23 protein-coding genes and 1 pseudogene are annotated in these 25,131 nt (G+C 45.2%); 14 read left to right on the top strand and 10 right to left on the bottom strand.

The genetic code is table 11. The features are described from left to right. Positions 1–148 precede the first annotated feature (148 nt). The 4 genes from ACDQ55_RS19995 to ACDQ55_RS19980 all read left to right on the top strand — a co-directional run bounded on the left by ACDQ55_RS19995 (position 149) and on the right by ACDQ55_RS19980 (position 4,192). Positions 149–1,012 carry an alpha/beta hydrolase gene (locus ACDQ55_RS19995; protein ID WP_420983370.1) on the top strand — a complete coding sequence of 288 codons (864 nt, stop codon included), beginning with the start codon at positions 149–151 and terminating at the stop codon, positions 1,010–1,012. Between the two features lie 65 nt (positions 1,013–1,077). Next, positions 1,078–2,187 carry an SPFH domain-containing protein gene (locus ACDQ55_RS19990; RefSeq protein ID WP_420983368.1) on the top strand — a complete coding sequence of 370 codons (1,110 nt, stop codon included), beginning with the start codon at positions 1,078–1,080 and terminating at the stop codon, positions 2,185–2,187. A 50-nt stretch (positions 2,188–2,237) separates the two neighbouring features. Next, complete coding sequence (locus ACDQ55_RS19985) at positions 2,238–3,365, top strand: zinc finger domain-containing protein (protein ID WP_420983366.1); 1,128 nt, start codon at positions 2,238–2,240, stop codon at positions 3,363–3,365. Positions 3,366–3,613: 248 nt separating this feature from the next. Further along, positions 3,614–4,192, top strand: coding sequence for a DUF4142 domain-containing protein (locus ACDQ55_RS19980; RefSeq protein ID WP_420983365.1), 579 nt, complete (start codon positions 3,614–3,616; stop codon positions 4,190–4,192). A 77-nt stretch (positions 4,193–4,269) separates the two neighbouring features. Here the strand turns inward: ACDQ55_RS19980 and ACDQ55_RS19975 are convergent, their stop codons facing one another. The 6 genes and pseudogenes from ACDQ55_RS19975 to ACDQ55_RS19950 all read right to left on the bottom strand — a co-directional run bounded on the left by ACDQ55_RS19975 (position 4,270) and on the right by ACDQ55_RS19950 (position 7,236). After that, entirely contained in the window at positions 4,270–4,542 is a 273-nt protein-coding gene (locus tag ACDQ55_RS19975; RefSeq protein WP_420983364.1) for a GNAT family N-acetyltransferase, read from the bottom strand. A 30-nt stretch (positions 4,543–4,572) separates the two neighbouring features. Then, a pseudogene (locus tag ACDQ55_RS19970) lies at positions 4,573–4,629 on the bottom strand (CDGSH iron-sulfur domain-containing protein); the annotation flags it as partial. Next, the gene (locus ACDQ55_RS19965; RefSeq protein ID WP_420983363.1) at positions 4,629–5,030 is read right to left on the bottom strand and encodes an OsmC family protein; all 402 of its coding nucleotides are present in this window, start codon (positions 5,028–5,030) and stop codon (positions 4,629–4,631) included. The pseudogene ACDQ55_RS19970 and the gene ACDQ55_RS19965, both read right to left, overlap by 1 nt. Before the next feature lie 26 nt (positions 5,031–5,056). Continuing rightward, on the bottom strand, positions 5,057–5,683 hold the full coding sequence (locus tag ACDQ55_RS19960; RefSeq protein ID WP_420983362.1) for an alpha/beta hydrolase: 627 nt from the start codon (positions 5,681–5,683) through the stop codon (positions 5,057–5,059). 1 nt (position 5,684) lies between these two features. Then, positions 5,685–6,617 carry a ring-cleaving dioxygenase gene (locus ACDQ55_RS19955; protein ID WP_420983360.1) on the bottom strand — a complete coding sequence of 311 codons (933 nt, stop codon included), beginning with the start codon at positions 6,615–6,617 and terminating at the stop codon, positions 5,685–5,687. Between the two features lie 85 nt (positions 6,618–6,702). Then, the gene (locus ACDQ55_RS19950) at positions 6,703–7,236 is read right to left on the bottom strand and encodes a YceI family protein (RefSeq protein ID WP_420983358.1); all 534 of its coding nucleotides are present in this window, start codon (positions 7,234–7,236) and stop codon (positions 6,703–6,705) included. Positions 7,237–7,600: 364 nt separating this feature from the next. On the opposite strand from ACDQ55_RS19950, the gene ACDQ55_RS19945 reads away from it, so the two are divergent. From ACDQ55_RS19945 to ACDQ55_RS19925, 5 genes are all read left to right on the top strand, one after another. Beyond that, positions 7,601–8,992: an exonuclease domain-containing protein gene (locus tag ACDQ55_RS19945; protein ID WP_420983356.1), complete on the top strand. Its 1,392-nt coding sequence runs from the start codon at positions 7,601–7,603 to the stop codon at positions 8,990–8,992. Positions 8,993–9,142: 150 nt separating this feature from the next. Then, positions 9,143–10,072, top strand: coding sequence for a phosphoribosylaminoimidazolesuccinocarboxamide synthase (locus ACDQ55_RS19940; protein WP_420983354.1), 930 nt, complete (start codon positions 9,143–9,145; stop codon positions 10,070–10,072). 50 nt (positions 10,073–10,122) lie between these two features. Further along, positions 10,123–10,698, top strand: coding sequence for a hypothetical protein (locus ACDQ55_RS19935; RefSeq protein ID WP_420983352.1), 576 nt, complete (start codon positions 10,123–10,125; stop codon positions 10,696–10,698). 91 nt (positions 10,699–10,789) lie between these two features. Beyond that, the gene (locus tag ACDQ55_RS19930; RefSeq protein WP_420983351.1) at positions 10,790–12,586 is read left to right on the top strand and encodes an ABC transporter ATP-binding protein; all 1,797 of its coding nucleotides are present in this window, start codon (positions 10,790–10,792) and stop codon (positions 12,584–12,586) included. A 157-nt stretch (positions 12,587–12,743) separates the two neighbouring features. After that, complete coding sequence (locus ACDQ55_RS19925) at positions 12,744–13,181, top strand: DUF3276 family protein (RefSeq protein WP_420983349.1); 438 nt, start codon at positions 12,744–12,746, stop codon at positions 13,179–13,181. A 93-nt stretch (positions 13,182–13,274) separates the two neighbouring features. Here the strand turns inward: ACDQ55_RS19925 and pgi are convergent, their stop codons facing one another. Next, positions 13,275–14,927: a glucose-6-phosphate isomerase gene (gene pgi, locus ACDQ55_RS19920; protein WP_420983347.1), complete on the bottom strand. Its 1,653-nt coding sequence runs from the start codon at positions 14,925–14,927 to the stop codon at positions 13,275–13,277. Positions 14,928–14,972: 45 nt separating this feature from the next. After that, the gene (locus ACDQ55_RS19915; protein ID WP_420983346.1) at positions 14,973–15,713 is read right to left on the bottom strand and encodes a hypothetical protein; all 741 of its coding nucleotides are present in this window, start codon (positions 15,711–15,713) and stop codon (positions 14,973–14,975) included. Positions 15,714–15,909: 196 nt separating this feature from the next. Here ACDQ55_RS19915 and prfB point away from each other — a divergent pair. The 3 genes from prfB (at position 15,910) to ACDQ55_RS19900 (ending at position 19,264) form a co-directional block, all read left to right on the top strand. Then, positions 15,910–17,005, top strand: a protein-coding gene (gene prfB / locus ACDQ55_RS19910; RefSeq protein WP_420983344.1) for a peptide chain release factor 2 whose coding sequence is annotated in 2 segments (ribosomal slippage) — positions 15,910–15,969 and positions 15,971–17,005 — 1,095 coding nt in all. Because the reading frame shifts where the segments join, the coding sequence is not laid out codon by codon here. Between the two features lie 164 nt (positions 17,006–17,169). After that, a complete protein-coding gene (gene pruA, locus ACDQ55_RS19905; protein WP_420983343.1) occupies positions 17,170–18,801 on the top strand; it encodes an L-glutamate gamma-semialdehyde dehydrogenase in 1,632 nt (543 codons plus the stop codon). A gap of 28 nt (positions 18,802–18,829) precedes the next feature. After that, a complete protein-coding gene (locus ACDQ55_RS19900; RefSeq protein WP_420983341.1) occupies positions 18,830–19,264 on the top strand; it encodes a hypothetical protein in 435 nt (144 codons plus the stop codon). Positions 19,265–19,369: 105 nt separating this feature from the next. Here the strand turns inward: ACDQ55_RS19900 and ACDQ55_RS19895 are convergent, their stop codons facing one another. Then, positions 19,370–19,888 carry a peroxiredoxin gene (locus ACDQ55_RS19895; protein ID WP_420983340.1) on the bottom strand — a complete coding sequence of 173 codons (519 nt, stop codon included), beginning with the start codon at positions 19,886–19,888 and terminating at the stop codon, positions 19,370–19,372. Between the two features lie 247 nt (positions 19,889–20,135). Between ACDQ55_RS19895 and pyrR the strand changes: the two genes are divergently transcribed. Both pyrR and ACDQ55_RS19885 read left to right on the top strand, forming a co-directional pair. Continuing rightward, complete coding sequence (pyrR, locus tag ACDQ55_RS19890) at positions 20,136–20,666, top strand: bifunctional pyr operon transcriptional regulator/uracil phosphoribosyltransferase PyrR (protein WP_420983339.1); 531 nt, start codon at positions 20,136–20,138, stop codon at positions 20,664–20,666. Between the two features lie 51 nt (positions 20,667–20,717). After that, complete coding sequence (locus tag ACDQ55_RS19885; RefSeq protein ID WP_420983338.1) at positions 20,718–21,653, top strand: aspartate carbamoyltransferase catalytic subunit; 936 nt, start codon at positions 20,718–20,720, stop codon at positions 21,651–21,653. Between the two features lie 80 nt (positions 21,654–21,733). Here ACDQ55_RS19885 and ACDQ55_RS19880 read toward each other — a convergent pair whose 3' ends face one another. Next, positions 21,734–25,117, bottom strand: coding sequence for a SusC/RagA family TonB-linked outer membrane protein (locus ACDQ55_RS19880; RefSeq protein WP_420983337.1), 3,384 nt, complete (start codon positions 25,115–25,117; stop codon positions 21,734–21,736). Between the last annotated feature and the right edge of the window lie 14 nt (positions 25,118–25,131).

Here is a 25,131-nt window from a genome sequence, read left to right as displayed (position 1 = left end):
GCATTTAAGTACTTTACATCCTTTGTACCAACTAGCTTTGCAAGTATTTTACCGGTTGGGTTGATATCACAGCTTCCCTTTTGGAAGGCTGTCTTTTTATCTGTCCTTACATTTACTACATTTGTTTTATTACCTTGAAATTCCAGTGATGAAACAATTAGTAATCTTATTGACAATGTTGGGACTTAATACCACCATACATGCACAGCAGCAGGTGATCCATCTTTGGCCCCAGGCAGTGCCAGGGGAAACAGTCGCTAAACAACCGGCTGTAGTAACGGGAGATAGCAGTAACCATGTAAAGCGGCTCACAGATATAACAGATCCGATCCTGGAAGTATTTCCTGCGCCAGCTGAAGGTAATACAGGCATTGGCGTGATCGTATGTCCCGGAGGAGGATATAGTATCCTGGCCGTAAATCTGGAAGGATATGAAATAGCGGCCTGGCTCAATCAATTGGGGTATACCGCTTTTGTATTGCAGTACCGGGTGCCCAAAAAAGAAATGGGCGCTTTACAAGATGCACAACGGGCCATGCGCATAGTGCGCAGCCGCGCTGCTGAATGGCAATTGCAACCGGAAAAGATAGGTATGATGGGCTTTTCGGCTGGAGGAAGCCTCACCGCCAGGACAGCCACCTTATATAACGAACATACTTATACGCCAGTAGATAAGTCTGATGAATTGTCTGCTCGCCCGGCTTTCGGTATTCTGATCTATCCCGCTTACCTTGATAAGGGCAATAATAGGTCCCTGACCCCGGAACTGAAGATAGACGCCCAAACGCCTCCGATGTTTCTTTTCGCTACCGCCGACGATCCATATAGTAACAGCGCCCTGGTTATGGTGGGAGCCTTGAGAGATGCTAAAGTACCCGTAGAGCTGCATTTTTACGCGCATGGTGGCCATGGTTATGGACTAAGAACAGGCAATCCTGCCGGAAAAACATGGCCGGCCCTCCTGGAAACCTGGCTGAAAACGGCGGGGAAGCAGGTTCCACAAAAATTATAACTTTTCATTATCAGTTATTCAAATAAATTATTCTATAAATTTGGCGGACTATAAAACCTGTTACTATGGGAATTTTTGATAAACTCAGAAATGAATTTGTTGACATTATCGAGTGGACTGACCCGTCTGCCGATACAATTGTGTGGAAGTTTCCCCGTTACCAGAATGAAATAAAAATGAACGCGAAACTCACTGTGCGGGAATCGCAGGTGGCCGTTTTTATGAATGAAGGTAAAATTGCCGATGTATTTACCCCCGGCATGTATACGTTAACTACACAGAATATGCCTGTATTGAGTACTTTACAGGGATGGAAATATGGCTTTAACAGCCCTTTTAAAGCAGACGTTTTCTTTGTGAGCATGCGGCAGTTCACTAACCAGAAATGGGGCACTAAAAACCCTGTGATGCTGCGTGACGCAGAATTTGGTCCGATCAGGCTCCGTGCTTTTGGTAGTTATGCTTTCCGCGTGAAAGACGCTGCCCAGTTCCTTAAGGAAGTAGCGGCCACTAATCCGGAATATACAGTAGAAGGTATCAACGAGCAGTTACGTAACCTCGCTGTATCCCGTGGTATGGAAGCTATTGCAGAAGCTAAGATTCCGGTGCTCGACCTCGCTGCTAACTATGAAGAAGTATCTGGTCTGATTACCGGTAAAATAGGCTCAGAGTTCAATGAACTGGGACTGGAACTCACTAAGTTCCTGATAGAAAATATTTCCTTGCCACCAGAAGTGGAAGCAGCTCTTGATAAACGCAGTAGCATGGGCATTGTTGGTAATCTGAGCGCCTACGCGCAGTTCCAGGCGGCCAACTCCCTGGAGAAAGCTGCGGAAAATCCATCCGGAGGCGGTTTAGCAGCAGCTGGCCTGGGTGCAGGTATGGGTGCAGCTATGATGGGGCAGGTTGGTAATATCTTCCAGAATAATAATCAACCGGCTAACGCTGGCGGGCAAACGCCACCGCCATTACCTGCTGCCACTCCTTTTTATGTGGCGGTGAATGGTCAGCAAAGTGGCCCGTTTGATATGGAGCAATTGAAACAACTGGCTGCTGCCGGTAACCTCAATGCACAAACGCTGGTATGGAAAACCGGTATGCCCGCCTGGGCAGCTGCGGCTACTGTGCCGGACCTGGCTCCTGTATTGGCTACTGTGCCACCGCCATTACCTTAAAAAATTAATGATCTGGTGATGATTGCATCACCAGACCCTAAAATATTCCTATGTCTTTTGAGGAAAAAACCAGTGAAACGGTCAATTCGTTAAAATGCCAGAATTGTGGAGCTATCCTCCATTATGCGCCGGGCACCAACAGCCTCCGGTGCGAATACTGCGGAACCGTTAACCAGATTACGGATAGTACGGTTCCCGATACGATCCATGCGATTGATTACGATGATTTCATTGCAGCGCAACAAAATCATACCGGAGCCACACAGGAAGCTGTAGTCGTAAAATGTGTGGGTTGTGGTGCTACTACTACCATGTTGCCAAATGTAACGGCAGACGCATGCCCTTTTTGTGCTTCCCCGTTAGTAGTTGATACCACCCAAACTACTGCTATATTACAACCCCACTATGTATTGCCTTTTATGGTAAAAGATAGTGAAGCCTTGCAGTATTTCCGGACCTGGATGAGCAAACTATGGTTTGCCCCTTCTGATCTGGTAAAGAAAGTAAAGGACGGTTCCTCCCAGCAATTGAAAGGAGTGTATATTCCCCATTGGAGCTATGATACAGACACGTACACCGTTTATGCCGGTGAACGTGGCGAATATTATTATACCACAGAAACCTATACAGAGGAAGTGAACGGCAAAACGGAAACCCGTACCCGGCAAGTACACCATACGGCCTGGTACCCAGCTTCAGGCGCAGTTAATAATAGCTTCCGTGATGTATTGGTATCTGCCAGCCCGTCTTTGCCACTGAAAATGGCCCAGATACTAGAGCCCTGGCGACTCGATGAGTTGAAGAAATATGATGGCCGTTACCTGAGTGGCTTCCGGGCTGAGCTTTTCCAAACGAATGCTGAACAGGCGCTGGTGATTGCCAAGAAGAGAATGGACCCCGCCATCAGGGAAAATATATTGGATGATATCGGAGGGGATGAACAGGTGATCAACAACTACCAGGTGGCATACAACCGCCTTGGGTTGAAATATTTACTCCTGCCCGTATGGATCAGCGCCTACCGTTATAATGGTAAATTGTACCATTTTGTTGTAAATGCTTGCACCGGCGAAGTTACCGGCGACAGGCCTTACAGCTGGATCAAGATTGTAAGCCTTATTATCGGTATCATTATCGCTATTGTGCTTATTTACCAGGTAGCACAATCTTCGCATTGATATAAATAATTGGGGGCTTTTACACCTAACGACCTGATCATTTATTTTCCGTTGCAGGAAAATAAATGATCAGGTTTTTTTACGTTATGGGGAAAAGCATCTACAATCACTAACGGCAGACGTTACCCGTAATTGGTTATCGAACTCCTTACTGTAGCTAGTTGTAGCAATTGGTTTTATATAGGTACTTTTTTTGTAAAAACTCTCCTGTATACTATACTCCTATTATAAACCCAAAACAATAAACAATGAGGAAATTACTTTTTTTATCAGCTACCTGTTTAACTATCTGGATGGCCCAATCCTGTGCGAACAACACTAAAAATCCACAGTCTGAAACACCAGTAGACAGTGCCCAGGACGTTAATGCCTCTGTAAAACCTGTTGATGAAAAGTCCTCTAGTTTTGCAGTAGACGCTGCCGACGGAGGCATGATGGAAATAGCTGCGAGCAAGTTGGTGCAAGATAAATCCCAGAATGAAAGGGTAAGGGCTTTTGCTACTATGATGGTAAATGATCATACTAAAGCCGGGGATGAACTAAAGGCGTTAGCACAAAAGAGAAATATTGCACTGCCGGCAGAATTATCTACAGAAGATAAAAAACATATAGATGATCTCAGTAAGAAGTCTGGTAGAGATTTCGATAAATCTTATATAAACATGATGGTAGAAGACCACGATAAAGTGGTAAAAGAATTTGAAGCAGCATCCGATAATGTAGCCGACGATGAATTGAAATCCTGGGCCAGGAATACCTTACCAACTTTAAAAGTCCACCAAGACTCTGCCAGGGCTATTAAAGATGCTATGAACGACAGAAAATAATGTAATAGATTTCAACAGAAGTTGTAAGGGCCACAGCAATACCGCATTGCTGTGGCCCTTATGTTAAAGGTATGTGTTTATAACAGATCATTATACTCCGGATGTCTTTTCATATAGGCGTTTACGTAAGGACAATATGCTTTTACTTTCAGATGGTTTTCCCGGGCGTAATTCAATACATATTGCGCCAGTTGTCCGGCAACGCCTTTGCCTTCCAATTCGGGCGACACTTCGGTATGTAAAAAAGCGATGCCGCCAGGAGAAAGGGAGTAAGCGATCATGGCAGTATGACCGTCTACTTCTGTTTCAAACTGATGTTTGGCCGTATTATTCCTGATAGTGAGTTCCATATAAAAGGGGGCTAGAAGTTATTGGAAAAATTAATTTTTAATATGGGAGCCATCGCAATAAGGTTTATTGGGAGAGGCGCCACAGCTTAAATAGCTTTTGTATTCATAATGATAGGATTACTTAACATCTTATGAACAGGGCAGGAGCGGGCGATTTGTAACAAGCGGTCCCGTTGTTCCTGGCTAAGGTTTCCGGTAAGATGAATGTCCATATCTATTACTGTGGTGAGCGGATCTGGCCTGGCGGCGCTATTGAAGCGTACCTCCACCTCAATATTATCGACAGGCCATTTTTTTCTGTTAGCATACATTTTTATTGTGATGGCTGTGCAGGCGCCTAAGCTGCTCAATAACAGTTCTCCCGGCTGGGGGGCAGTATCGGTACCGCCAAAATCTTTCGGTTCATCCGACAGCCAGCGGTGTCCCCTGGCGGCTATTGATACCTGGTAAGTATTACCTGTTAAAGTTACTTTTGCTTCCTGGTCCATGTGTATGTTTTACAGTATATGATTTATTAAAAATGATCTTTTATCCATTGTGTGGCCAATGTAATGTCTTGTTGTACCAGGTTATGGCCTGCATTAATCTGATGTGCGCTCACCTGGAAGCCATTAGCACTTAATAACGAAGCATAGGCAGTTGTGGCAGCCGGATCTACGGTGCCGTCTTGTATGCCGGAACTCATAAATACAGGTTGTTGCCTTTGTGTTTCAAAACTATCTTCTATGCCGCTCAGCGGTTGCATAGGACGGAATAATACAGTGCCGGCCAATAATTCAGGATATAACATTAGTGCGGCGCCGGCAATGTTGGCGCCATTGGAATATCCGGTAGCGATCAGTTTATTAATGTCGAAACTTTCAATAGCAGCCAGCTCTTTCAGGAAGTGCACCATTTCATGTGTCCTGAAATGCACATCTTCTTCATCAAATACACCCATGGCTAAACGGTGAAAGAAGCGGGGCATGCCATGTTCTTCCACGTTTCCCCGCAAGCTCAATACATTAAAGCCTTGCCCCAGTGTGCCAGCCAGCGGTAGCAGGTCGCGCTCATCACCGCCGGTACCATGTAATAACAATAGCGTATAGGCATTATCGTTACCTATTGGTTGGAACACATACTTCATTGGTTTAAAATCCATATTAATCCAGTTTAATCAGTTTTTTCTCAATTTCGTGACGCATGGGCTCATATTGTGCAGGCAGCATCAAATGAGTGCCTAATTCCTCTACCTGTTCGTCTATGGTGAAGCCCGGAACGTCGGTGGCCAGCTCAAACAGAACGCCGCCGGGCTCACGGAAATACACAGAGCGGAAATACTTACGGTCTAGTTGCGGAGTGGCGTTCAGTCCCCTGTCTTCCAGCAACTGCCGGTAATGCATCTGCATGGCATCGTCTTTCATACGGAAAGCAATATGGTGTACACTGCCGCCGGCTACATGTCCGCGGGGCTCTCCCTTAGCTTCTACCAGGTCTATGTAATTAGCGGTATCACCAGCCGGGCTCACAAAGCGGTAACGGTTCGTATGTTGCTTAGCCAACTGGTAACCAAACACCGATACCAGCAGGTCGGCTGTAGGCTGTATATCTTCGAGCGTTAAGGTAACATGATGAAACCCTCGGGTAGCATTGTTTTCAGCTACTTCATGGGTTACCCATGGTATGCGGTCGTCGGGTGTTTCCGGTACTGTTAATTCCACTTTAAGGCCGTCAGGATCAATGAAGGTGAGGTATATTTCTCCAAACTTGGAAGACGGCTTGTTGTAGATTACATTTTCCTTTTCAAAACGTTTAAGCCAGAAATCAATGCTCCCTTCAGGAATGGAATAGCCGATTTCGGTAACCATGTGGCTGCCCCGACGCCCGGCCATGATATCTTCCCAAGGAAAGAAAGTCAGGATAGTGCCTGGCGTACCGGTTTCATCCCCATAATAAAAATGGTAAGTGAGCGGATCATCAAAGTTGACAGTTTTCTTTACAAAACGCAACCCCATTACGCGGGTATAGAAGTTAAAATTCTTTTTAGCATTGCCGGAAATGGCCGTAATATGATGTAGGCCGGTTATCTCATTCATAATCCCAGTTTTATTTCCGGGATTTCCAGAGGCAGATATCCTCTTTATACAAGTATATCAACATCCGGATATCCCGGAACGATCACTATTTCTTGATCAATTGTATCTCACAGTTGATCTTTACTTCGTCGCTTACCATTACACCGCCGCTTTCGGTGGCTGCATTCCAGGTAAGACCAAAATCTTTACGGTTAATTTTGCCATTAATGGTAAAACCAGCCTTGGTATTGCCCCACGGGTCTTTTACCACACCACCGAATTCAACAGACAGCTTAATATTTTTGGTAATATCACGGATAGTAAGATCGCCATATAGCTCGTAGGAACCGTCGTTGTCGATGCTCACATATTTAGTGGCCGTAAAGGTGATGTTCCGGTATTTATTTACATCAAAGAAGTCTGGAGAGCGGAGATGTTGGTCCCGGTCGTTGGTTCCGGTAGCAATTGAATCTACATCGATAGTTACATTCGCTTTCGCCGTCATAAAATCTTCTTCTTCTGTTTCTGCATCCACCGTGAAGGAATTGAATTTACCAGTAACGTTAGTGATCATCAGGTGACGGATCTTAAATGTTATTTCACTGTGATTGGAATCTGCTGTCCATTGATGTTTTGCCATGGGTAAATGTGGTTTTAGAATGAATCAATGATTGTTTAAGAATGTAACGAAAGCCGCTGCAGGACTATATCTTAACAAGTGGTAAAGCTTATTGTTCAAACTGATTGTTTCACAAATATCGGGCGGAAGCATCCCCTTAAAAATGGATCAATGAAAGATATTGGTGTACTTTTTATGAGGTCCTCAAAAGCCTGATCAGATATAGCAATGGGGTACTTTTAAGAGTACTCTTAAAGATAGGGATTTTAATGCTAGTCCCTTATGATATTTTATTTAAATTACTTTAAATATGATTCATGAATAGCGGGTTTGGTTAGGACGGCGGCGTTTGTATAAGTGGCAATAATCCATATATTTGTAACGGATGTATGCAATTGTAGATATTGAGACGACAGGTGGCCATGCCAGTGCCAACGGTATTACGGAAGTAGCCGTTTTTCTTCATGATGGGAGGGAAGTTACCCAGCATTACCAGACGCTGGTAAATCCCGGCATTCCTATTCCATATTACATTGAGTCGCTCACTGGAATCAGCAATGAGATGGTGGCCAATGCACCTCCTTTTGAAGCTGTAGCGCCCTTATTGTATGAATTGCTCAAAGACCGCATTTTTGTGGCCCATAACGTCAATTTTGATTATGCTTTCATGAAGCATCAACTGGGCCAGGCGGGGTTGGTACTCCAGTGCAAAAAGCTTTGCACGGTACGGCTGGGGCGAAAAGTATTTCCTGGTTTGCCTTCTTATAGCCTGGGTAATATTTGCAGGCACTTTGGGATAGGCATTAACGGGCGCCATCGGGCGGGTGGTGATGCGGAAGCCACAGCCCGGCTCTTTAGCTTGCTATTGGCCAATGATAAGGATCAGGTGATTGCAGCTGCCCTCAGACAAGGATCTAAAGAACAGTTCCTGCCGCCTAACCTGGCGCCTGAGCAGGTGAAAACCTTACCTGAATATCCCGGTGTTTATTACTTCCACGATCAGAAAGATAAGGTGGTGTATGTGGGCAAGGCCAAAGATTTACGCAAACGGGTCAACAGCCATTTTACCGGTCATAGCATCAGTCGGCAACGACAGCACTTCTTGCGTACGGTGCATCGTATCAGCTATCAAGAAACGGCTACAGAACTAATGGCCAGCATCCTGGAATCGGTGGAGATAAAGCGGTTGTGGCCTATCTTTAATAAAGCCCAGAAACAGGTAACATTTCGTTATGGCCTTTACCTGTTTGAGGATCAGCAAGGGTACTTGCGCCTGGCTATTGAAAAGAAAAGGAAGTATTCCCAACCAGTTCATAGCTTTAACCTGCTGGCAGACGGACATCAGTTGCTACGTGCGCTTATCCGGGAGTTTGCCCTTTGTCCTAAGCTTTGCTTCCTTCAGAAGGGGAGCGGCACTTGTGCCGGCATTACGGCAGCTACCTGTAAGGGCGCCTGTGAAAATGCAGAGCCGCCGGTAATTTATAACACCCGTATTACGGCGGCAGTAGCTTTCCTGCAAGCACAACAGCCTTCTATGGTAATAATAGACAAGGGCCGTAATAGCAGTGAAAAAAGCTGTATCCTGATGGAGAAGGGCCGGTTTTATGGCATGGGCTACCTGCCTGTAGAGGTAAGTACCTCAGATCCCGGTCATTTCCGGGAATACCTAACCCCTTATGCAGAAAACGAGGTCATCATTAGTTTACTTAAGCCATACGCGAGTAATATTAACGCGCAACACCCTGAAACCAGTTATACCGGCCGGGAATGGAAATAGCTGATCGGGAAAGTTACCGCTGTACTATTCTTACTTAATACATTCCATCATATTTAAAAAATTACATTAATTACAATAAATCCCTCAATCCTATTTACTTTTGCAAACTATATATGAATTTCATCTTTAAATATTAATATTTTTTTACTCATGTTGGAGTCAAGTTTCAAATTACCAGGCCAGACAGCCTTTTATAAAGGGAAAGTACGCGATGTATACACCATTGACGATAGACTGATGGTAATGGTAGTAAGTGATCGTATCTCTGCATTTGATGTGGTGTTGCCACGCCCTATTCCTTATAAAGGCCAGGTTTTAAACCAGGTAGCGGCTATTATGCTGGAAGCTACCAAGGATATTGTTCCTAACTGGGTAAAGTCCACTCCGCTGCCTAATGTTACTATTGGTTTGAAATGCGAAACATTCCCCGTTGAAATGGTGGTTCGCGGTAACCTTACCGGTCATGCGTGGAGAACATATAAATCCGGTCAGCGTGTGCTTTGCGGCGTTACCATGCCAGAGGGACTGAAAGAAAATGATTTTTTCCCTACGCCAATCATCACGCCTACTACCAAAGCGCATGAAGGACACGATGAGGATATTTCCCGTGAAGAGATCATTGCTCAGGGGCTGGTAAGCAAAGAGGATTATGAGCAACTGGAAAAATATACCCTGGCCTTGTTTGAAAGAGGAAAGGAATTGGCAGCTCAACGTGGATTGATATTGGTAGATACTAAATATGAGTTTGGAAAGATCGGTGATACCATTTACGTGATCGACGAAATCCATACGCCAGATTCTTCCCGTTATTTCTATGCAGCAGGCTATGAAGAAAACCAGCAGAATGGTGTGCAGCAGAAACAGCTGAGTAAAGAGTTTGTACGTGAATGGTTGATGGAAAACGGTTTCCAGGGTAAAGAAGGCCAGGTGGTACCTGAAATGACAGATGAGTTTATCAACAGTGTGAGTGAACGTTACATTGAGCTGTTCGAAAACATCACCGGTCAGCAATTTGTGAAAGAAGACGTTGCAGCTGCGGATGCAGTAGCCAAAGTTATAGCTGAACTGAAAAGTTTATAATATTATAGCCGCTCTGGCAATACCAGAGCGGCTTTATCCTTTTGTGCACAATGAAAATACAAGTGATTGCTGCTATAGTTTGTTTGTTAAGTTTTAGTGCGTGTAACCATGCAACCAAACCCTCCAAAGCATTAAGTAGCGCAGAGATATTGGAATTGGCCGGGCAATCTCCCGGAATGAATGCCGGTAACGGTAATTTCACCGTAAAAACTCCAGCGGGCTGGTCTACCAAAGATACAGTCATCAGCCGGATAGCATATATCTTCATGACAGCGCCTGCGGCCGCAGGCAGCCCATTTCAGGCAAACGTAAACATTATCACCCAGGAGCTAAAGGAAGGTTTTACAGTAGATAAATACATGGCAACCACCCAAAAGGAAATGCAAACTTTTTTCAGCAGCTACAAAAAGCTGGCAGAAGGGGAGCGCACGGTGACCGATGTAAAAGCCAAGTGGATGAAATGTCAGTATATACATAGGGAAAGCGGTACTGTACTGAATGGGGAAATTACCATTCTGGTAAAGAACAATATAGCCTATGCTATTACATTAACCACGTTGGCCGATGAGTTGGAACAATATGCTCCCGCATTGGAAGAGGTCTTAGGTTCTTTCAACGCTAAGTAATCGCTATCGCGTAGCTGGAGGTGCCCGCCTGTATTTCACGTAGCAGCTTTCTGCCGCCAATGCCTTATTTTTGTGTGCAAATCGATGAAGCTTGAAACACCTTGCTGCACTTAATAAATATTTTCTGGCGAATAAATGGCGCCTGATCCTGGGATTATTGTTTACCGCCATCTCCATTGTATTCAGTGTATTTCAGCCTATTATGGTCAGGCAGATCTTTGACCTGCTGTCGCATAATATTGATGAATACCGTTTACTGGACCATACTTCACTGAAAATGCCTTTCCGGGCTGATTTTACGCATGTATTAGCCTTTTATGGCATCAGTATCCTGATCTTCGCCTTGCTGAGCGGATTTTTTCTTTTCCTGCAACGGCAAACGTTCATCGTTATGAGCCGGCATATAGAGTATGATCTGAAAAATGAAATTTACCGGCACTATCAGCAGCTGGATCTGAACTTTTTTAAGATGCATCGCACTGGCGATCTAATGAGCCGTATTACAGAAGATGTATCACGGGTGCGCATGTACGTAGGGCCTGCCATTATGTATGCATCGCGTACCCTTTTTCTGATTGTGATGGTTGTATACCTGATGTTGAAAGTAAACCCTTTGCTTACGTTGTATACCTTGTCGCCATTGCCTTTCCTGGCGCTTACGATCTATTATGTGAACCGGATCATTCACCGTAAAAGTGAAAAGATACAAGCGCAGTTATCTACTATTACTTCTATTGCACAGGAATCTTACTCTGGTATCCGGGTGATAAAATCCTATATCCAGGAAGATGCCAGTACGCGTCATTTTGAAGACGCCAGTGAAGTGTATAAAGACAGTTCTATCAGCCTGGCTAAAACGGATGCCCTCTTTCAGCCCACTATGGCGTTGATGATTGGTTTGAGCGTGATACTCACTATTTTTATCGGAGGTATCCAGGTAATACATGGCAATATTACCGTTGGTAACCTCGCAGAGTTTGTGATTTATGTGAACATGCTTATGTTCCCGTTTTTCTCTATTGGTATGGTAGCGTCTATGATACAGCGTGCAGCGGCCTCGCAACAACGGCTCAACGAATTTTTGCAGATACAGCCAACTATTCAGGACGCGCCGGATGCCAGGATTGTTAAGCTGCAAGGAGGAATAGCCCTGGAGAATGTAAGCTTTACCTATCCGCATACCGGTATTACCGCCATCCGTAATTTTAATTTGCAGATAGCACCTGGTCAGAAGGTAGCGGTGATTGGTAGAACAGGCTCCGGTAAGAGTACGTTGGCCCAGTTACTGATCCGCATGTACGACCCCCAGGAAGGGAAAGTCATGTTGGATGGCCACGACATTAGCACTTTGCAGCTCGCCAGTTTACGCGGCCAGATCAGCTATGTGCCACAGGATGTATTCCTGTTTTCTGACACGATTGCCAATAATATTCGTTTTGGCGACCCCATGGCTAACCTGCAAGCGGTACAAACCGCGGCCAGACAGGCTTCTGTAGAAAAAGACATACTCGGTTTCAATGAAGGATTTGAAACCGCCATAGGTGAGCGTGGCGTTACCTTGAGCGGAGGGCAGAAACAGCGTATTTCTATTGCCCGTGGACTCATCAAAGATCCGGATATCCTCATCTTCGACGACTGCCTTTCTGCCGTAGATGCACGTACGGAAAAGGAGATCATCGGTAACTTATATGCCTATCTTAAGAATAGAACCGCTATCATTATCACCCACCGCATTTTTGCACTGTTTGAATTCGATAAGATCATTGTGTTGGATGAAGGAAGGATTGTGGAAGCCGGAACACATGAAAATTTATTATCATTGAAGGGATACTACGCGGAGTTGTATGCCAGGCAGCAATCAGGTGAAGATGATGGTGTAACTGGGTAACAATCATATGCTTGGATAAGCCCCACCGCGGCCGTTTACATGAGCGTTCTATGATTTTTCAAAATCATTTAAAAATATTTTGATATTTGTAAAACAATAGTATATTTGTCTCTTATTGTAACAGGATTTGATTCGTTAACACTTAAATCTATCAACTGTGGCGTACGAAAACAACAATCAACAGGAAAGAAACAATGATAGCATCTTTTCTAAACGATTGAAAGCGGGTAAAAGAAGAACGTACTTCTTTGATGTAAAGACCACTCGGGGAAACGACTACTTTCTAACTATAACAGAAAGTAAAAAACGTTTTAATGACAACGGTTATGACAGGCATAAAGTATTCCTGTATAAGGAAGACTTTAACAAGTTTCTGAACGCACTGACCGAAACTATCAACTATGTAAAGACAGAGTTGATGCCCGATTTCGACTTTGATGCCTACAACCACGATTATGTGCAGGAAGAGCAAGACGAGCTGGATGCAGATGGAGCGGAAGTTCGTAGTTCATCCACAGTGGAAGCAGTTGTACCTGTAGAAGCAACTATTACAGCGCAGGCTTCTCATAGTACTGAAGATGTAGACAAATGGTAAGATTTTTACTTAATTAATTTATTTCGACATTCGAAAATAATAACCCCCGGATTTTTCCGGGGGTTTCCTGTGTTATATTATATGTGAGACACATTACATTTTCATTCTTTTCCAGGCGTTAATTAACCCATTTGTACTGGCGTCGTGGTTAATGATGGTATCATCGTTTTCCAGTTCCGGCAGGATTTTGCTGGCCAGTTGTTTACCCAGTTCCACCCCCCATTGGTCGAAGGAGTAGATGTTCCAGATAACGCCTTGTACAAAGATTTTATGTTCGTATAATGCAATCAGGGAGCCCAGGGAGCGGGGGGTGATTTCCTTTACCAGGAAAGAGTTCGTAGGTCTGTTGCCGGTAAATACTTTGAAAGGCACCAGTTTGTCGATCTCTTCTTTGGGGGTATTGGTTTTTTCCAGTTCTGCACGTACTTCCGCCTCTGTTTTACCATTCATTAAGGCCTCCGTTTGTGCGAAGAAGTTAGACAGCAGTTTTACGTGATGGTCGCCAATAGGATTGTGGCTGATGGCCGGTGCGATGAAATCGCAGGGGATCAGTTTGGTACCCTGATGGATGAGTTGATAGAAAGCATGCTGACCGTTGGTACCGGGTTCACCCCAAACGATCGGACCGGTTTCGTAGCTAACGGGATGGCCTGTACGATCTGCGGATTTACCATTGCTTTCCATGTTGCCTTGCTGGAAGTAGGCCGGGAAGCGGTGCATGTATTGGTCGTAGGGAAGGATCGCTTCCGTGGAGCTACCAAAGAAGTTACCATACCATAAACCGATGAGGGCCATAATAGCCGGAATATTTTGTTCTAACGGTGTTTCAGTAAAGTGCCTGTCTACTGCGTGGGCGCCTTCCAGTAATTCGGTGAAGTGCTCGAAACCAATGGAGAGGGCAATAGATAAGCCAATAGCAGACCACAGGGAATAGCGGCCGCCTACCCAATCCCAGAATTCAAACATGTTGTTGGGATCGATACCGAAAGCAGTAACGGCTTTCTCGTTGGTAGAAAGCGCCACAAAATGTTTGGCGACGAATTGTTCATCCTTTGCGTGTTCCAGGAACCAGCTCCTGGCAGTATGCGCATTGGTCATTGTTTCCTGTGTAGTAAATGTTTTAGACGCAATGAGGAACAAGGTTTCGTCGGGGGTAATTTCTTTCAGCGTTTCAGCAATATGGGTGCCGTCTACGTTAGAAACAAAGTATGGATGTATGTTTGGTTTCCAGTAAGGTTTCAATGCTTCTGTTACCATTACCGGACCCAGGTCGGAACCGCCGATACCTATATTTACGATATAGCGTATAGGCTTGCCGGTATATCCTTTCCATTCGCCGGAGTGAATTTGGCGGCATATATGATCCATTTTATTTAATACGGCTTTCACATCTGGCATCACATCACGTCCATCCAGTAATACGGGCTTGTCGCTGGTGTTACGCAGTGCGGTGTGCAGTACTGCGCGGTTCTCCGTGACATTGATCTTTTCTGCATTAAACATGGCCTTAATCGCTTCAGACACATTGCATTCTTCCGCAAGGCTTAACAGCAGGCTACGGGTATCTTCAGTGATCAGGTTCTTGGAATAATCAAAGAGAATGTCTTCAAACTGAAGGGAGAACTGGCTGAAACGTTCTTTGTTTTCCATGAATAGGGCGCGCATGTGCACCTTTTTCATCTCCTCGGCATGCTTTCTCAATGATTCCCACGATTTGGTGGTTGTTGGATTGATAGATGGAAACATAGTATTGTTTATATTAAAATGCGCTCCAAAAATACTCTTTTAGATTCATGATTTTTGTTTCCGGTATAATTGCCAGGAAATGGTGATAGCAATGATGCCGATGGCGATCACACAGGTTGGAATAATGGAATTTTCGCCTGGCACATCAGCTATTCTTCTTTTAAGCAGAATACCATAAAATGCCCATACATTAACAAGCGCATATACGATATTGTTGCGTAGTAGTATCATGGCTATACTCAGTAATGTAGCGAAACCGATCATGATGTTAGTCCAGCCGATCTGACTATATAAACTGCTTCCCCATCCGGCGTATACTATTAGTATAGTGATGTTGGCGATGGTGGTAATGGCGATCCATCCCAGGTATATGCTAAAAGGCAGGTGTATAAATATTTTTTCTGCCAGGGGAGCTGGCCTTACGCCAATGCCGAAGTTATAATGAATTGCCAGCAGGGAAATCAATAATACCAGCATCATTGCTACACTTACAGGTATCAGGTAATAGTGCCAGGTAAATAGCCAGCAGGCGTTGGCGATAGAAGATACCATGAACCATCCTTTCATTTGCCGCATCACCTGCGATAGTTCGTTGGGGTGTTGATCAGAAAATGCCAGCCAAAGTTGATAGATCACAAATGCCAGCATAGAAAGGTAAATAATGATCCATATAGAAAAGGTAATGCCAGCCGGTGCAAATAAATGAGGATATTCATTCGCTACCTGCGCGGTGGTTTTTTCGTTAATGGGCAACAACAGGGCCATCAGGTTGATTACAACCATCATAATAAAGCCAAGCGTGTTAAATATAGCGCTGTTTTTGAAATGCAGGGTATCATGGCTCATCATATCAAATGGCAGCTTTTTGTAATATTAGTGACATATTTACAGTGTTGTAACACAAAAATTGTGCTAAAATGGACAAAAAACATTGTGGGCATACATTAGTAGATATCTGCATTTTTGCCTACATTTGCCGGCTATGACATCTGAGCAATTAAAAGCTATGAGGGACCGTTTATACGTCCTGGGAGGTTTTCTTTAACGTCCCTGACCGATTAGCTAAAATAGAAAACGACAAACAATTAAGCCTGGCGCCCGGATTTTGGGACGATAACGTCAGAGCTACTTCTATTCTGAAGGAAATTAAGGTAAACAAATATTGGGTTGACCTTTATGATCAGGTAAATGCTGCTATAGATGATAGCGCAGTACTGAATGATTTTTTCAAAGAAGGTGAAGCTTCCGAAGAGGAAGTAGAATTAGCTTATAACGCTGCTGTAGCCGCGTTAGATGACCTGGAGTTTAAATCCACGCTAAACCAGCCGGAAGATGAAATGCCTGCAGTACTCACTATCAACTCTGGTGCTGGCGGCACCGAAAGCCAGGATTGGGCTGAAATGCTGCTACGTATGTACCGCATGTATGGAGAAAAGCAAGGCTGGAAAGTATCGGAAATTGATACACAGTATGGAGATGGCGCCGGCATCAAATCCGCAACGCTGGAATTTGACGGCGACTTTGCCTACGGCCATCTGAAAGCAGAAAGCGGTGTACATCGCCTGGTACGTATTTCTCCGTTCGATTCCAATGCACGCCGGCATACTTCTTTTGCTTCCGTATATGTATACCCGTTGGTAGACGATACGATCGAAATTGCAGTAAACCCGGCAGACCTGGAATGGGAGTTTTACCGTTCCGGTGGTAAGGGAGGACAAAACGTAAACAAGGTGGAAACGGCTGTGCGCTTAAAACACATCCCATCCGGAATTATCGTTGAATGCCAACAGGCCCGTACACAAGGTGAGAACCGTGAAAAAGCCCTCACCATGCTGAAGTCCCAACTGTATGAAGAGGAACTGCGTAAGAGAGAAGCGCTTAAAAATGCTGCCAACGCCAACAAACGCAAGATCGAATGGGGATCACAGATCAGATCATACGTATTCCATCCGTATAAAATGATCAAAGACCACCGTACCGATTATGAAGTAGGTAACGTAGGTCCGGTAATGGATGGCGACCTCGATGGATTCATCAAAGCATACCTCATGATGCAGAAGGAAGAGGACAATAATTAATAAGTATCTACTAATTATTAATAAGCCTGATGGAGGCGTTTCTGTTAACTTTGCAACAGAAACAAATCATGTAGTTGTTTATTTACCTGCTTATTTTGTTATTTAGATAATTAGAATGTCTAATAGCAAGATAGCCAGGTAAATAAATATTAAATCAGGTCACAATGAATACAGGATACTTTGAATACGCAGCGCCTGCTAACGAGCCTGTGTTGTCTTATGCCCCCGGTTCCGCTGAGAGGATTGCATTAAAGAAACAATTAGCCGCATTTAAAGCAGAGGTAGCTGATATCCCCATGTATATCGGTGGTAAAGAGGTGCGTACGGACAATACCATAGATCTCCGCCCCCCACACGAAATCAGCCACAAATTAGGTCATTTCCATTTGGGTGAAGCTTCCCACGTGAAGTCTGCCATTACAGCAGCCCTGGAAGCCCGTGAAAGATGGGCCAATATGGATTGGGAACAGCGCGCCGGCATATTTTTGCGTGCCGCAGACCTCCTGGCCACTAAATACCGTTCTCACATCAATGCCGCTACTATGCTTGGGCAGAGCAAGAATGCCTACCAGGCCGAAATAGATAGCGCCTGTGAACTAATCGACTTCCTTCGTTATAATGTACACTTCCTGAGCGAAATTTACCGCCAACAGCCGGTATGTGCCCCTGGTATCCATAACCGCGTAGAATACCGTCCACTGGAAGGTTTTGTACTGGCCATTACGCCATTTAACTTTACCGCTATTGCCGGCAACCTGCCAACTTCTGCTGCTATGTGCGGCAACGTAGTGGTGTGGAAACCTGCTAATACACAAATTTTCGCTGCGCAGGTATTTATGAAGGTGATGATTGAAGCTGGTTTGCCAGCTGGTGTGATCAACTTGGTATATGCCAATGGTTCCATGATCGGTGATATCTGTTTTGCAGATCCTCATTTTGCAGGTATTCATTTCACTGGCTCTACCGGCGTATTCCAAACCATGTGGAAAACCATCGGTGAAAACATTCATAAATACAAAGCTTATCCACGTATCGTAGGTGAAACAGGCGGTAAGGATTTTGTGCTGGTGCATAAATCTGCTGATGTTGATATTACCGTTACTGCGTTAGCCCGTGGCGCTTTCGAATACCAAGGCCAGAAATGCTCTGCTGCCTCCCGCGCATATATACCAAACAATCTTGCTGACGAGATAAAAACAAAGTTGCTGGCCGAGCTGAAAACCATGAAAATGGGTACTACAGAGGATTTTAGCAACTTTATCAATGCCGTAATCGACGAACGCGCTTTCGATAAGATCACCAGGTATATTACCAATGCACAAAACGATCCTGCTGCGAAAGTGATTGCCGGCGGTACTTTCGATAAATCAAAAGGTTACTTTATTGAGCCTACCATTATCGAAACTACCGATCATAACTATGTTACTATGCGCGAAGAAATCTTCGGGCCTGTATTAACAATTTATGTATATGATGCTGAACAGTTCGAAGACATCATGCAGGTAATAGACTCTACTTCCGAATATGCTTTAACCGGTTCTATCATCGCTCAAGACCGCTATGCTGTAGAACTGGCCACCCGCACCCTGGTGAATAGTGCTGGTAATTTCTACGTAAACGACAAGCCAACCGGCGCAGTGGTAGGTCAACAGCCTTTCGGTGGCGCCCGTGCTTCCGGTACCAATGACAAAGCAGGTTCTATGCTGAACCTCTACCGTTGGTTGAGTGCCAGAAGTATCAAGGAAACTTTTGTGCCCGCTACTGATTACAGGTATCCATTCCTGAATGAAGCATAGTAAATGTTCATGATTTATATAAAAGGCGATGGAGGTATTTCCATCGCCTTTTTTGTACCTTGCGCCCTTATCCAGAATCCAGGCAATTATGCAGGCAGATATTATCACTAAGTATTTTTCAGAGTACCATTCACAACTCCGGGTAGTAGATCTCGAACAGCGGCTGATAGCTGATGGAATTCCTGCTCCGGAAGCCAGTGTAGCGGCGGTTAAAGGGTTTAATGCCTATTTTGGGAAACAGCTGCGCAAAAAAGGCATTAAAGCCGGTATATGCCTCTTCGTGGCCTTAGTGTGCCTGCTCCGCATTATTACCCTCAGCAACCGGGAAGAAGGTAGTTTCATGCAGGTGTCTTTATCACTCGGATTAGTAGCTTTCGCTTTGCTCCTGGGAGTGATCTGGGGAATACAATTGTTTGCCCTTAAAGAAGAAATTACGTCTTTCAGAGATCTGAGGAAATTATAATATTTTATTTCCCTATGAATGGTCCCCTTGATAGTTTCTTTACGATTACCTAAAGGATCAATGCAGCAGGTAAACTGATACAATTATCGAAGAAATGCAACTGAGCTATTGCATCTTTTTCAGCGCTTCCAACGATTCTGTAACGTGTTTTTCCCCATCCCGCATAGAATTAAAAGTATGCACCACTACGCCGTTTTTATCTACTATGTAAGTTACACGCCCCGGAATAACAAAGGTTTTAGGTACGCCAAATAGTTTGCGGACTTCATTTTTGGGATCGCTGAGCAGGGTAAAGGGAAGGTTGTGATGTGTGGCGAAGTGCTTATGGGAAGCTACATTATCGGAGCTGATACCAATCACCATGGCGCCATATCGCTGAAAATCCTGGTAGGCATCCCGGAAAGAGCATGCTTCTTTCGTACAAACAGATGTTTCATCTTTGGGGTAAAAATAAATGACTAGAGGTTGCTTGCCTAATACGGTGGTAATGTCGAAGGTTTTTCCATCCTGGTCTTGCAGGCTGAAGACGGGTACTTTATCGCCTGTTTTTATCTGGGCATCCGCAGAGGGACTCCAAAACTGTAAGAATGCAGTCATAATCATAATGAGCTTAAAGGTTTTCATACGCACTTTTTCAGGAACTAAAAGTACGAAGAGCTATTCGATTACCGCCTCATAATTTTATCATTTAATCCTAATTACAGGCTCATGCTCCCGCTTTTCTGGCCACGGAGAAGTTCCGGGCGTTTGCTTCATAAACGGTAATACTGCGTTCATGCTGCGTCCTTACCGGATTTTACCTGTTTTTTCTCATTTTCACCTTTTTATCTGTTGCATTAATCGTTATTTTTGGCGCCTAAAACATCGTGTTTTGAAAACCATACTTACCGGCAAGCAAATGGCTATTACCATAGACAGGCTTTGTCATCAGTTGATAGAAAATCATTTAAAATTTGAGCAGACCGTACTGATCGGGTTGCAGCCCAGAGGGATTTATTTATCTGGCAGGATCTATGAAACGTTGCAAAAGTTAGTGCCGGGAGCGCATATAGATTATGGTAAGCTGGATATTACTTTTTACCGCGACGACTTCTCTCAGAGCAAGACTTTGCATGTGCCCAACGAAACAAGTATTGATTTTTCCATAGAAAATAAAAAGGTAGTGCTGATAGATGACGTGTTGTATACCGGCCGTACTATCCGTTCGGCCCTGGATGCAATGCTGGATTTTGGCCGGCCGGCGGCAGTGGAGCTGTTAACGTTGATAGACCGGCGTTTCAGTAGACAACTGCCTATTCAGCCCGACTATACCGGACGTACTATTGATGCCCTTATTTCCCAGAAAGTAAGGGTGTTGTGGAACGAAAGAGATGGTAAAGACGAAGTAGTTCTGATTGACTAAAATGAATCCGGATTTCAGAATTCAGATTTCACCCTTTATATTTGCACATTAATGTCACTTTCTGTAAAACACTTACTCGGAATTCGCGATCTGCAGCGTCAGGATATAGAGCTTATTTTTCAAACAGCCGACCAGTTTAAGGAGGTTTTACAAAGGCCTATTAAAAAGGTTCCTACGCTTCGCGATACAACAATTGTCAATTTATTTTTTGAGAATTCAACCCGTACACGCATCTCTTTTGAGCTCGCGGAAAAACGCCTCGGGGCAGACACCATCAACTTCTCTGCTTCCGGTTCTTCTGTTTCTAAGGGAGAAACGTTGATAGATACCGTCAACAACATTTTGTCTATGAAGGTAGACGTGGTGGTGATGCGTCATTCTGCCAGCGGTGCGCCGCATTTCCTGGCTAAGCATATCCAAGTGCCTATCCTTAATGCGGGCGACGGTATTAATGAACATCCCACCCAGGCATTGCTGGATGCTTTTTCTATCCGAGAAAAGCTCGGTAGCGTGGAAGGTAAAAAAGTAGCGATTTGTGGAGATGTGATGCACTCCCGTGTGGCGCTCTCGAATATTTACTGCCTGCGTAAACTTGGTGCTGAGGTAACTGTAGTAGGCCCGCCTACCCTGATTCCTAAGTATATGGCGGCCGCCCTCGGTGTAAATGTGAGTTATAATATCCGCGAAGCCCTGCAATGGTGCGATGTGGCAAATGTACTCCGTATACAACTCGAAAGACAAAATACGCCTTTATTCTCTTCACTTAGGGAGTATTCGCTCGCTTATGGTATTAACCGTGAGCTGCTAGACAGTCTTCATAAAGATATTGTGATTATGCACCCGGGACCTATTAACCGTGGGGTAGAAATCAACTCAGATGTGGCCGACTCCGGCCAGTCGATTATCCTCGACCAGGTAGAAAATGGGGTAGCGGTTCGTATGGCTGCCTTATACCTGTTGTCTGGAAAGAAAGCGGAAAATAATTAATAGCTGTTCACCTTTAGCAGCAACTGTTTGCCGCTAAAGGTGACTAAATTCTTAGATCCGGTATCGGATTTTTCTTATGCCTAAAAGCTAATCGCTGCCCCCACTGTATACGACCTGAAAAACGGGTATACATTTCCGTTATATCCTCCGGCCTGTTCGGGATCGTAGTATTTAATCTTCATTTTGGTCGTTTCCCATAGGTCTTGCCCCGAGAAATAGATACGCAGATTGCTGACCCATGCTTTTTTAAGCCAATCAGCAGGCAGTGTATAGCCTATTTGTAAGTTTTTTAGCCGGATGTAGGCGCCATTCATCACCCAGTGGGAAGAGGGTACAGTATTCTGGTAATCGTTCAGGTAAAGGCGGGGAAAGAGGGCATCTGTATGTTGCGGCGTCCAATAGTCCTGGTTGATATCCCAGGGTTGTTGCCAGGCATTGGTAAAGGGCATGTTATAGCGAGGGTCTGGCATTACTTTCCGGTTGGCCACCCCCTGGAAGAAAACGGATACGTCGAAGCCCTGCCAGAAAAAACCGGCGTCGATGCCATAAGCGAGCTGCGGATCAGTACTTCCCAGATATACCAGGTCTGACTCATCTATTTTATGATCGCCGTTAATATCTTTATAACGGAGGTCGCCAGGGCCGGTATCAGGCTGCTGATAGGCATGTTGGTTTACCTCTGCAGTAGAGTTGAAATAGCCTTCTGCCAGGTAGCCGAACAGGGAAGAATAAGGATACCCGGCAATGCCCTGGTTCCATCCTGCCTGAGGGGCAATGTTATCGTTGCGGAGCACTTTGTTCTGGCTGTTAAAGAGGTTGGCATTCACATACCAGGTAAAAGGTCCCCGGTCGCTTCTCCAGCCTAAGTTGATTTCCCAACCCCATGTTTTCATTTCTCCGCTATGGAAGGCTACTGGCCATGCGCCTGCTGTAGAAGCAGTGAGCTGGGGGATTTGTATATCGCTGTTCCTCTTAATAAAGTAATCTGCCGCGAGGGTAAGCCGGCCGCGAAAAAGTGCAGCATCCCAGCCGAAGTTATTGGTGGCAATATTCTCCCAGCCATGGGCCTGCGGTATTGGATTCTTATATACAAAGGGCAGGAAACGCCGATCGTCGTTGAAAGTAAACGTCGATAGCCGCTCATCATTAGGAATACTATTCCAGCTATTCACATTGCCCAGCCGTCCCCAAGACCATCTGAGCTTAAATTCGTTGAAGAAGGGCAACGCATGGTTAAACCAGGTTTCGTTATTAAGCCGCCATCCGGCAGAAAAGGAAGGGAATGCCTGCCATTGTTTCCAGGCGTTGAATAGTGAACTGTATTGCGACAGTCCGGCGCTTATTAGATTGGCCTCTATTAGGTAGCGGTTATCGTAGTTATAGTTGAGTTTGCCAAAGAAAGACATCAACGTGCCGCTGGTGGCTAACAACTGCGTGTATTCGGGAGGGTGATAGAAGTGGCTGCTGTTAATTTCCTGTGGGCTGATATCATAAGAAGCAGCCGTATTTTGAGTAGTATTATACGTTTCCTGGGTATAGCCACCCAACAGGTGAAAACTGTGTTTATCTATTCTGGCGTCATAATCGGCCAGCGCCTGCAGGTTGCCCCCTTGGGCCTTCAACCGGCTTTTCTGCAACATGTTGTCGGGCTGTATTAGTTTCACCGGTTCAATACTGTTCCATAGGGCAATGGTTTGACGGCCTAAATTATCCTGCAGCGTATGTTGCTGTGGACTATAGATCAACCGGAGTGTAAGGCCATTTACCAGGCTGTCTGCTTTCAGGGTAAAAACGGCATCGATATAATTATTTTTTTCATCACGCTCTCCACCGTCTTCCAGTATTGCATACACTGGTGCGCTGCCATAGGCGTAATGAAGGGTGTTGGGCACATATACCGGCACATTGCCTGGTCCCCGGTATAACCCTGTCAGCAAGCCATTGGGACCTTCTACTGCCTGGGCCGGGGAAAAAGTGTTGGTTTGCGCGTAAGACAGGCGTGTTTCCAGGCTGATATGCCGACTGAATTGGTTATTGAGGTTCACACGGGCATTTACACGGTGGGTTCTGTCGGGACCTGCTGCCAGTAAGCCTTTTCTACCGAAATATCCTAAGGAGGCTGAGAATTGGTTGGCACTGTCGCCTCCTTTCACGGAGATATTATAGTTTTCCACGCCAGACCGGTTTTGCGTGAGCGTGGTGAGCGGATTGAAATTATAGTAATAGCGGTAGTAGCCGGGATGTTCGTAGTCGGTTGCATAGTGATTACCAGATTCCATCAGGTCTATTTCTACGGGGCTCCAGGGAGCGGGCAGGCCCGCATTAAGGGCTGCTTCATTTTGCATAGCAGCGGCTTGCCAGGAGGGTACCCGCTTGGGCAGGCGGATAGGTTGCTCAAAGCCTCCTAATGTGTTAAAGTCAACTTTTAGTTTGCCAGGCTTACCGGTACGGGTGGTTACCAGTACTACGCCGCCGGCTCCGCGGGCGCCGTAAATAGAGGCTGCTGCGGCATCTTTCAGGATGGATACCGACTCAATATCGTCGGGATTAAGTACTGCCAGCGAACCCGGTACGCCGTCTATAATGACGGGCGTATTGCCAGAAGCTGAGCTAACGCCTCTTACCTGTATATTAAAGCCTTCACGGCCAGGCTGGCCATTGCTGCGGGTTACTACAAGACCGGTAGCGGTACCTTGGAGGGCGGCCATTACATTAGCCACGGGCCGGCTTCTCAGGCGTACTCCATCTACTTGTGCGATAGCGCCGGTGATATTGGCGCGTTTTTGCAGGCCATAACCCAATACAACCAGTTCGTTCAGCTTACGTAAGTCTTGTTCCAATAGTATGGAAATATTTCTCCGCTCCCTCACGGCTATTTCCCTTGTTTCATAGCCGATCAGAGAAACCTGCAACACGGCCTGGCCGTTGGCTACTTCCAGTTTGAAGCTGCCATTTTCCAGCGTGGCAGTGCCGTTGGTACTACCTAGTTCCCGGATAGAAACACCGCTCAGTGGCTGTGTATTATCGGTTACTATACCGGTAACCACCCACTTGTTGCCAGGCGTGTTGGCAGGGCGGGAAGGTAGCCTGCCGGAGGTTTCCTCGCTTAGGGGAATAACGATGATCTGGCCATCTTTGATTTCTACCTGATATTTTGCGGGTGGGAAAATGCGGGGGAGTACCTCCTCCAATAAAGCATTATGTACATGTAAACTAACGCCATGGCGGTTTTCCAATTCATCAGAAGAAATCGCGAAAGTATAACGGGTTTGTTTTTCTATTTCACGGATCACCGTTTTAAGGCTGGCATTACTCAACTGCAGGGATATTCTTTTAGGAGTAGGCACAGGAATTTGGGCCATTGCAAATGCATTGGCCAATACCAGGATAACAAGGATAATAAAAACAGGCACGCGCCCTAACCTGGAACCGGAGTTACGCGCCCGTAGCAAAAATTGCTGCATATATAATGTCAGGC

It is taken from the genome of Chitinophaga sp. 30R24, assembly GCF_049056765.1.
Taxonomy (GTDB): Bacteria; Bacteroidota; Bacteroidia; order Chitinophagales; family Chitinophagaceae; genus Chitinophaga.
Note: the sequence above shows the minus strand (reverse complement) of the source record. Positions and strands in the feature narration are given on the sequence as shown.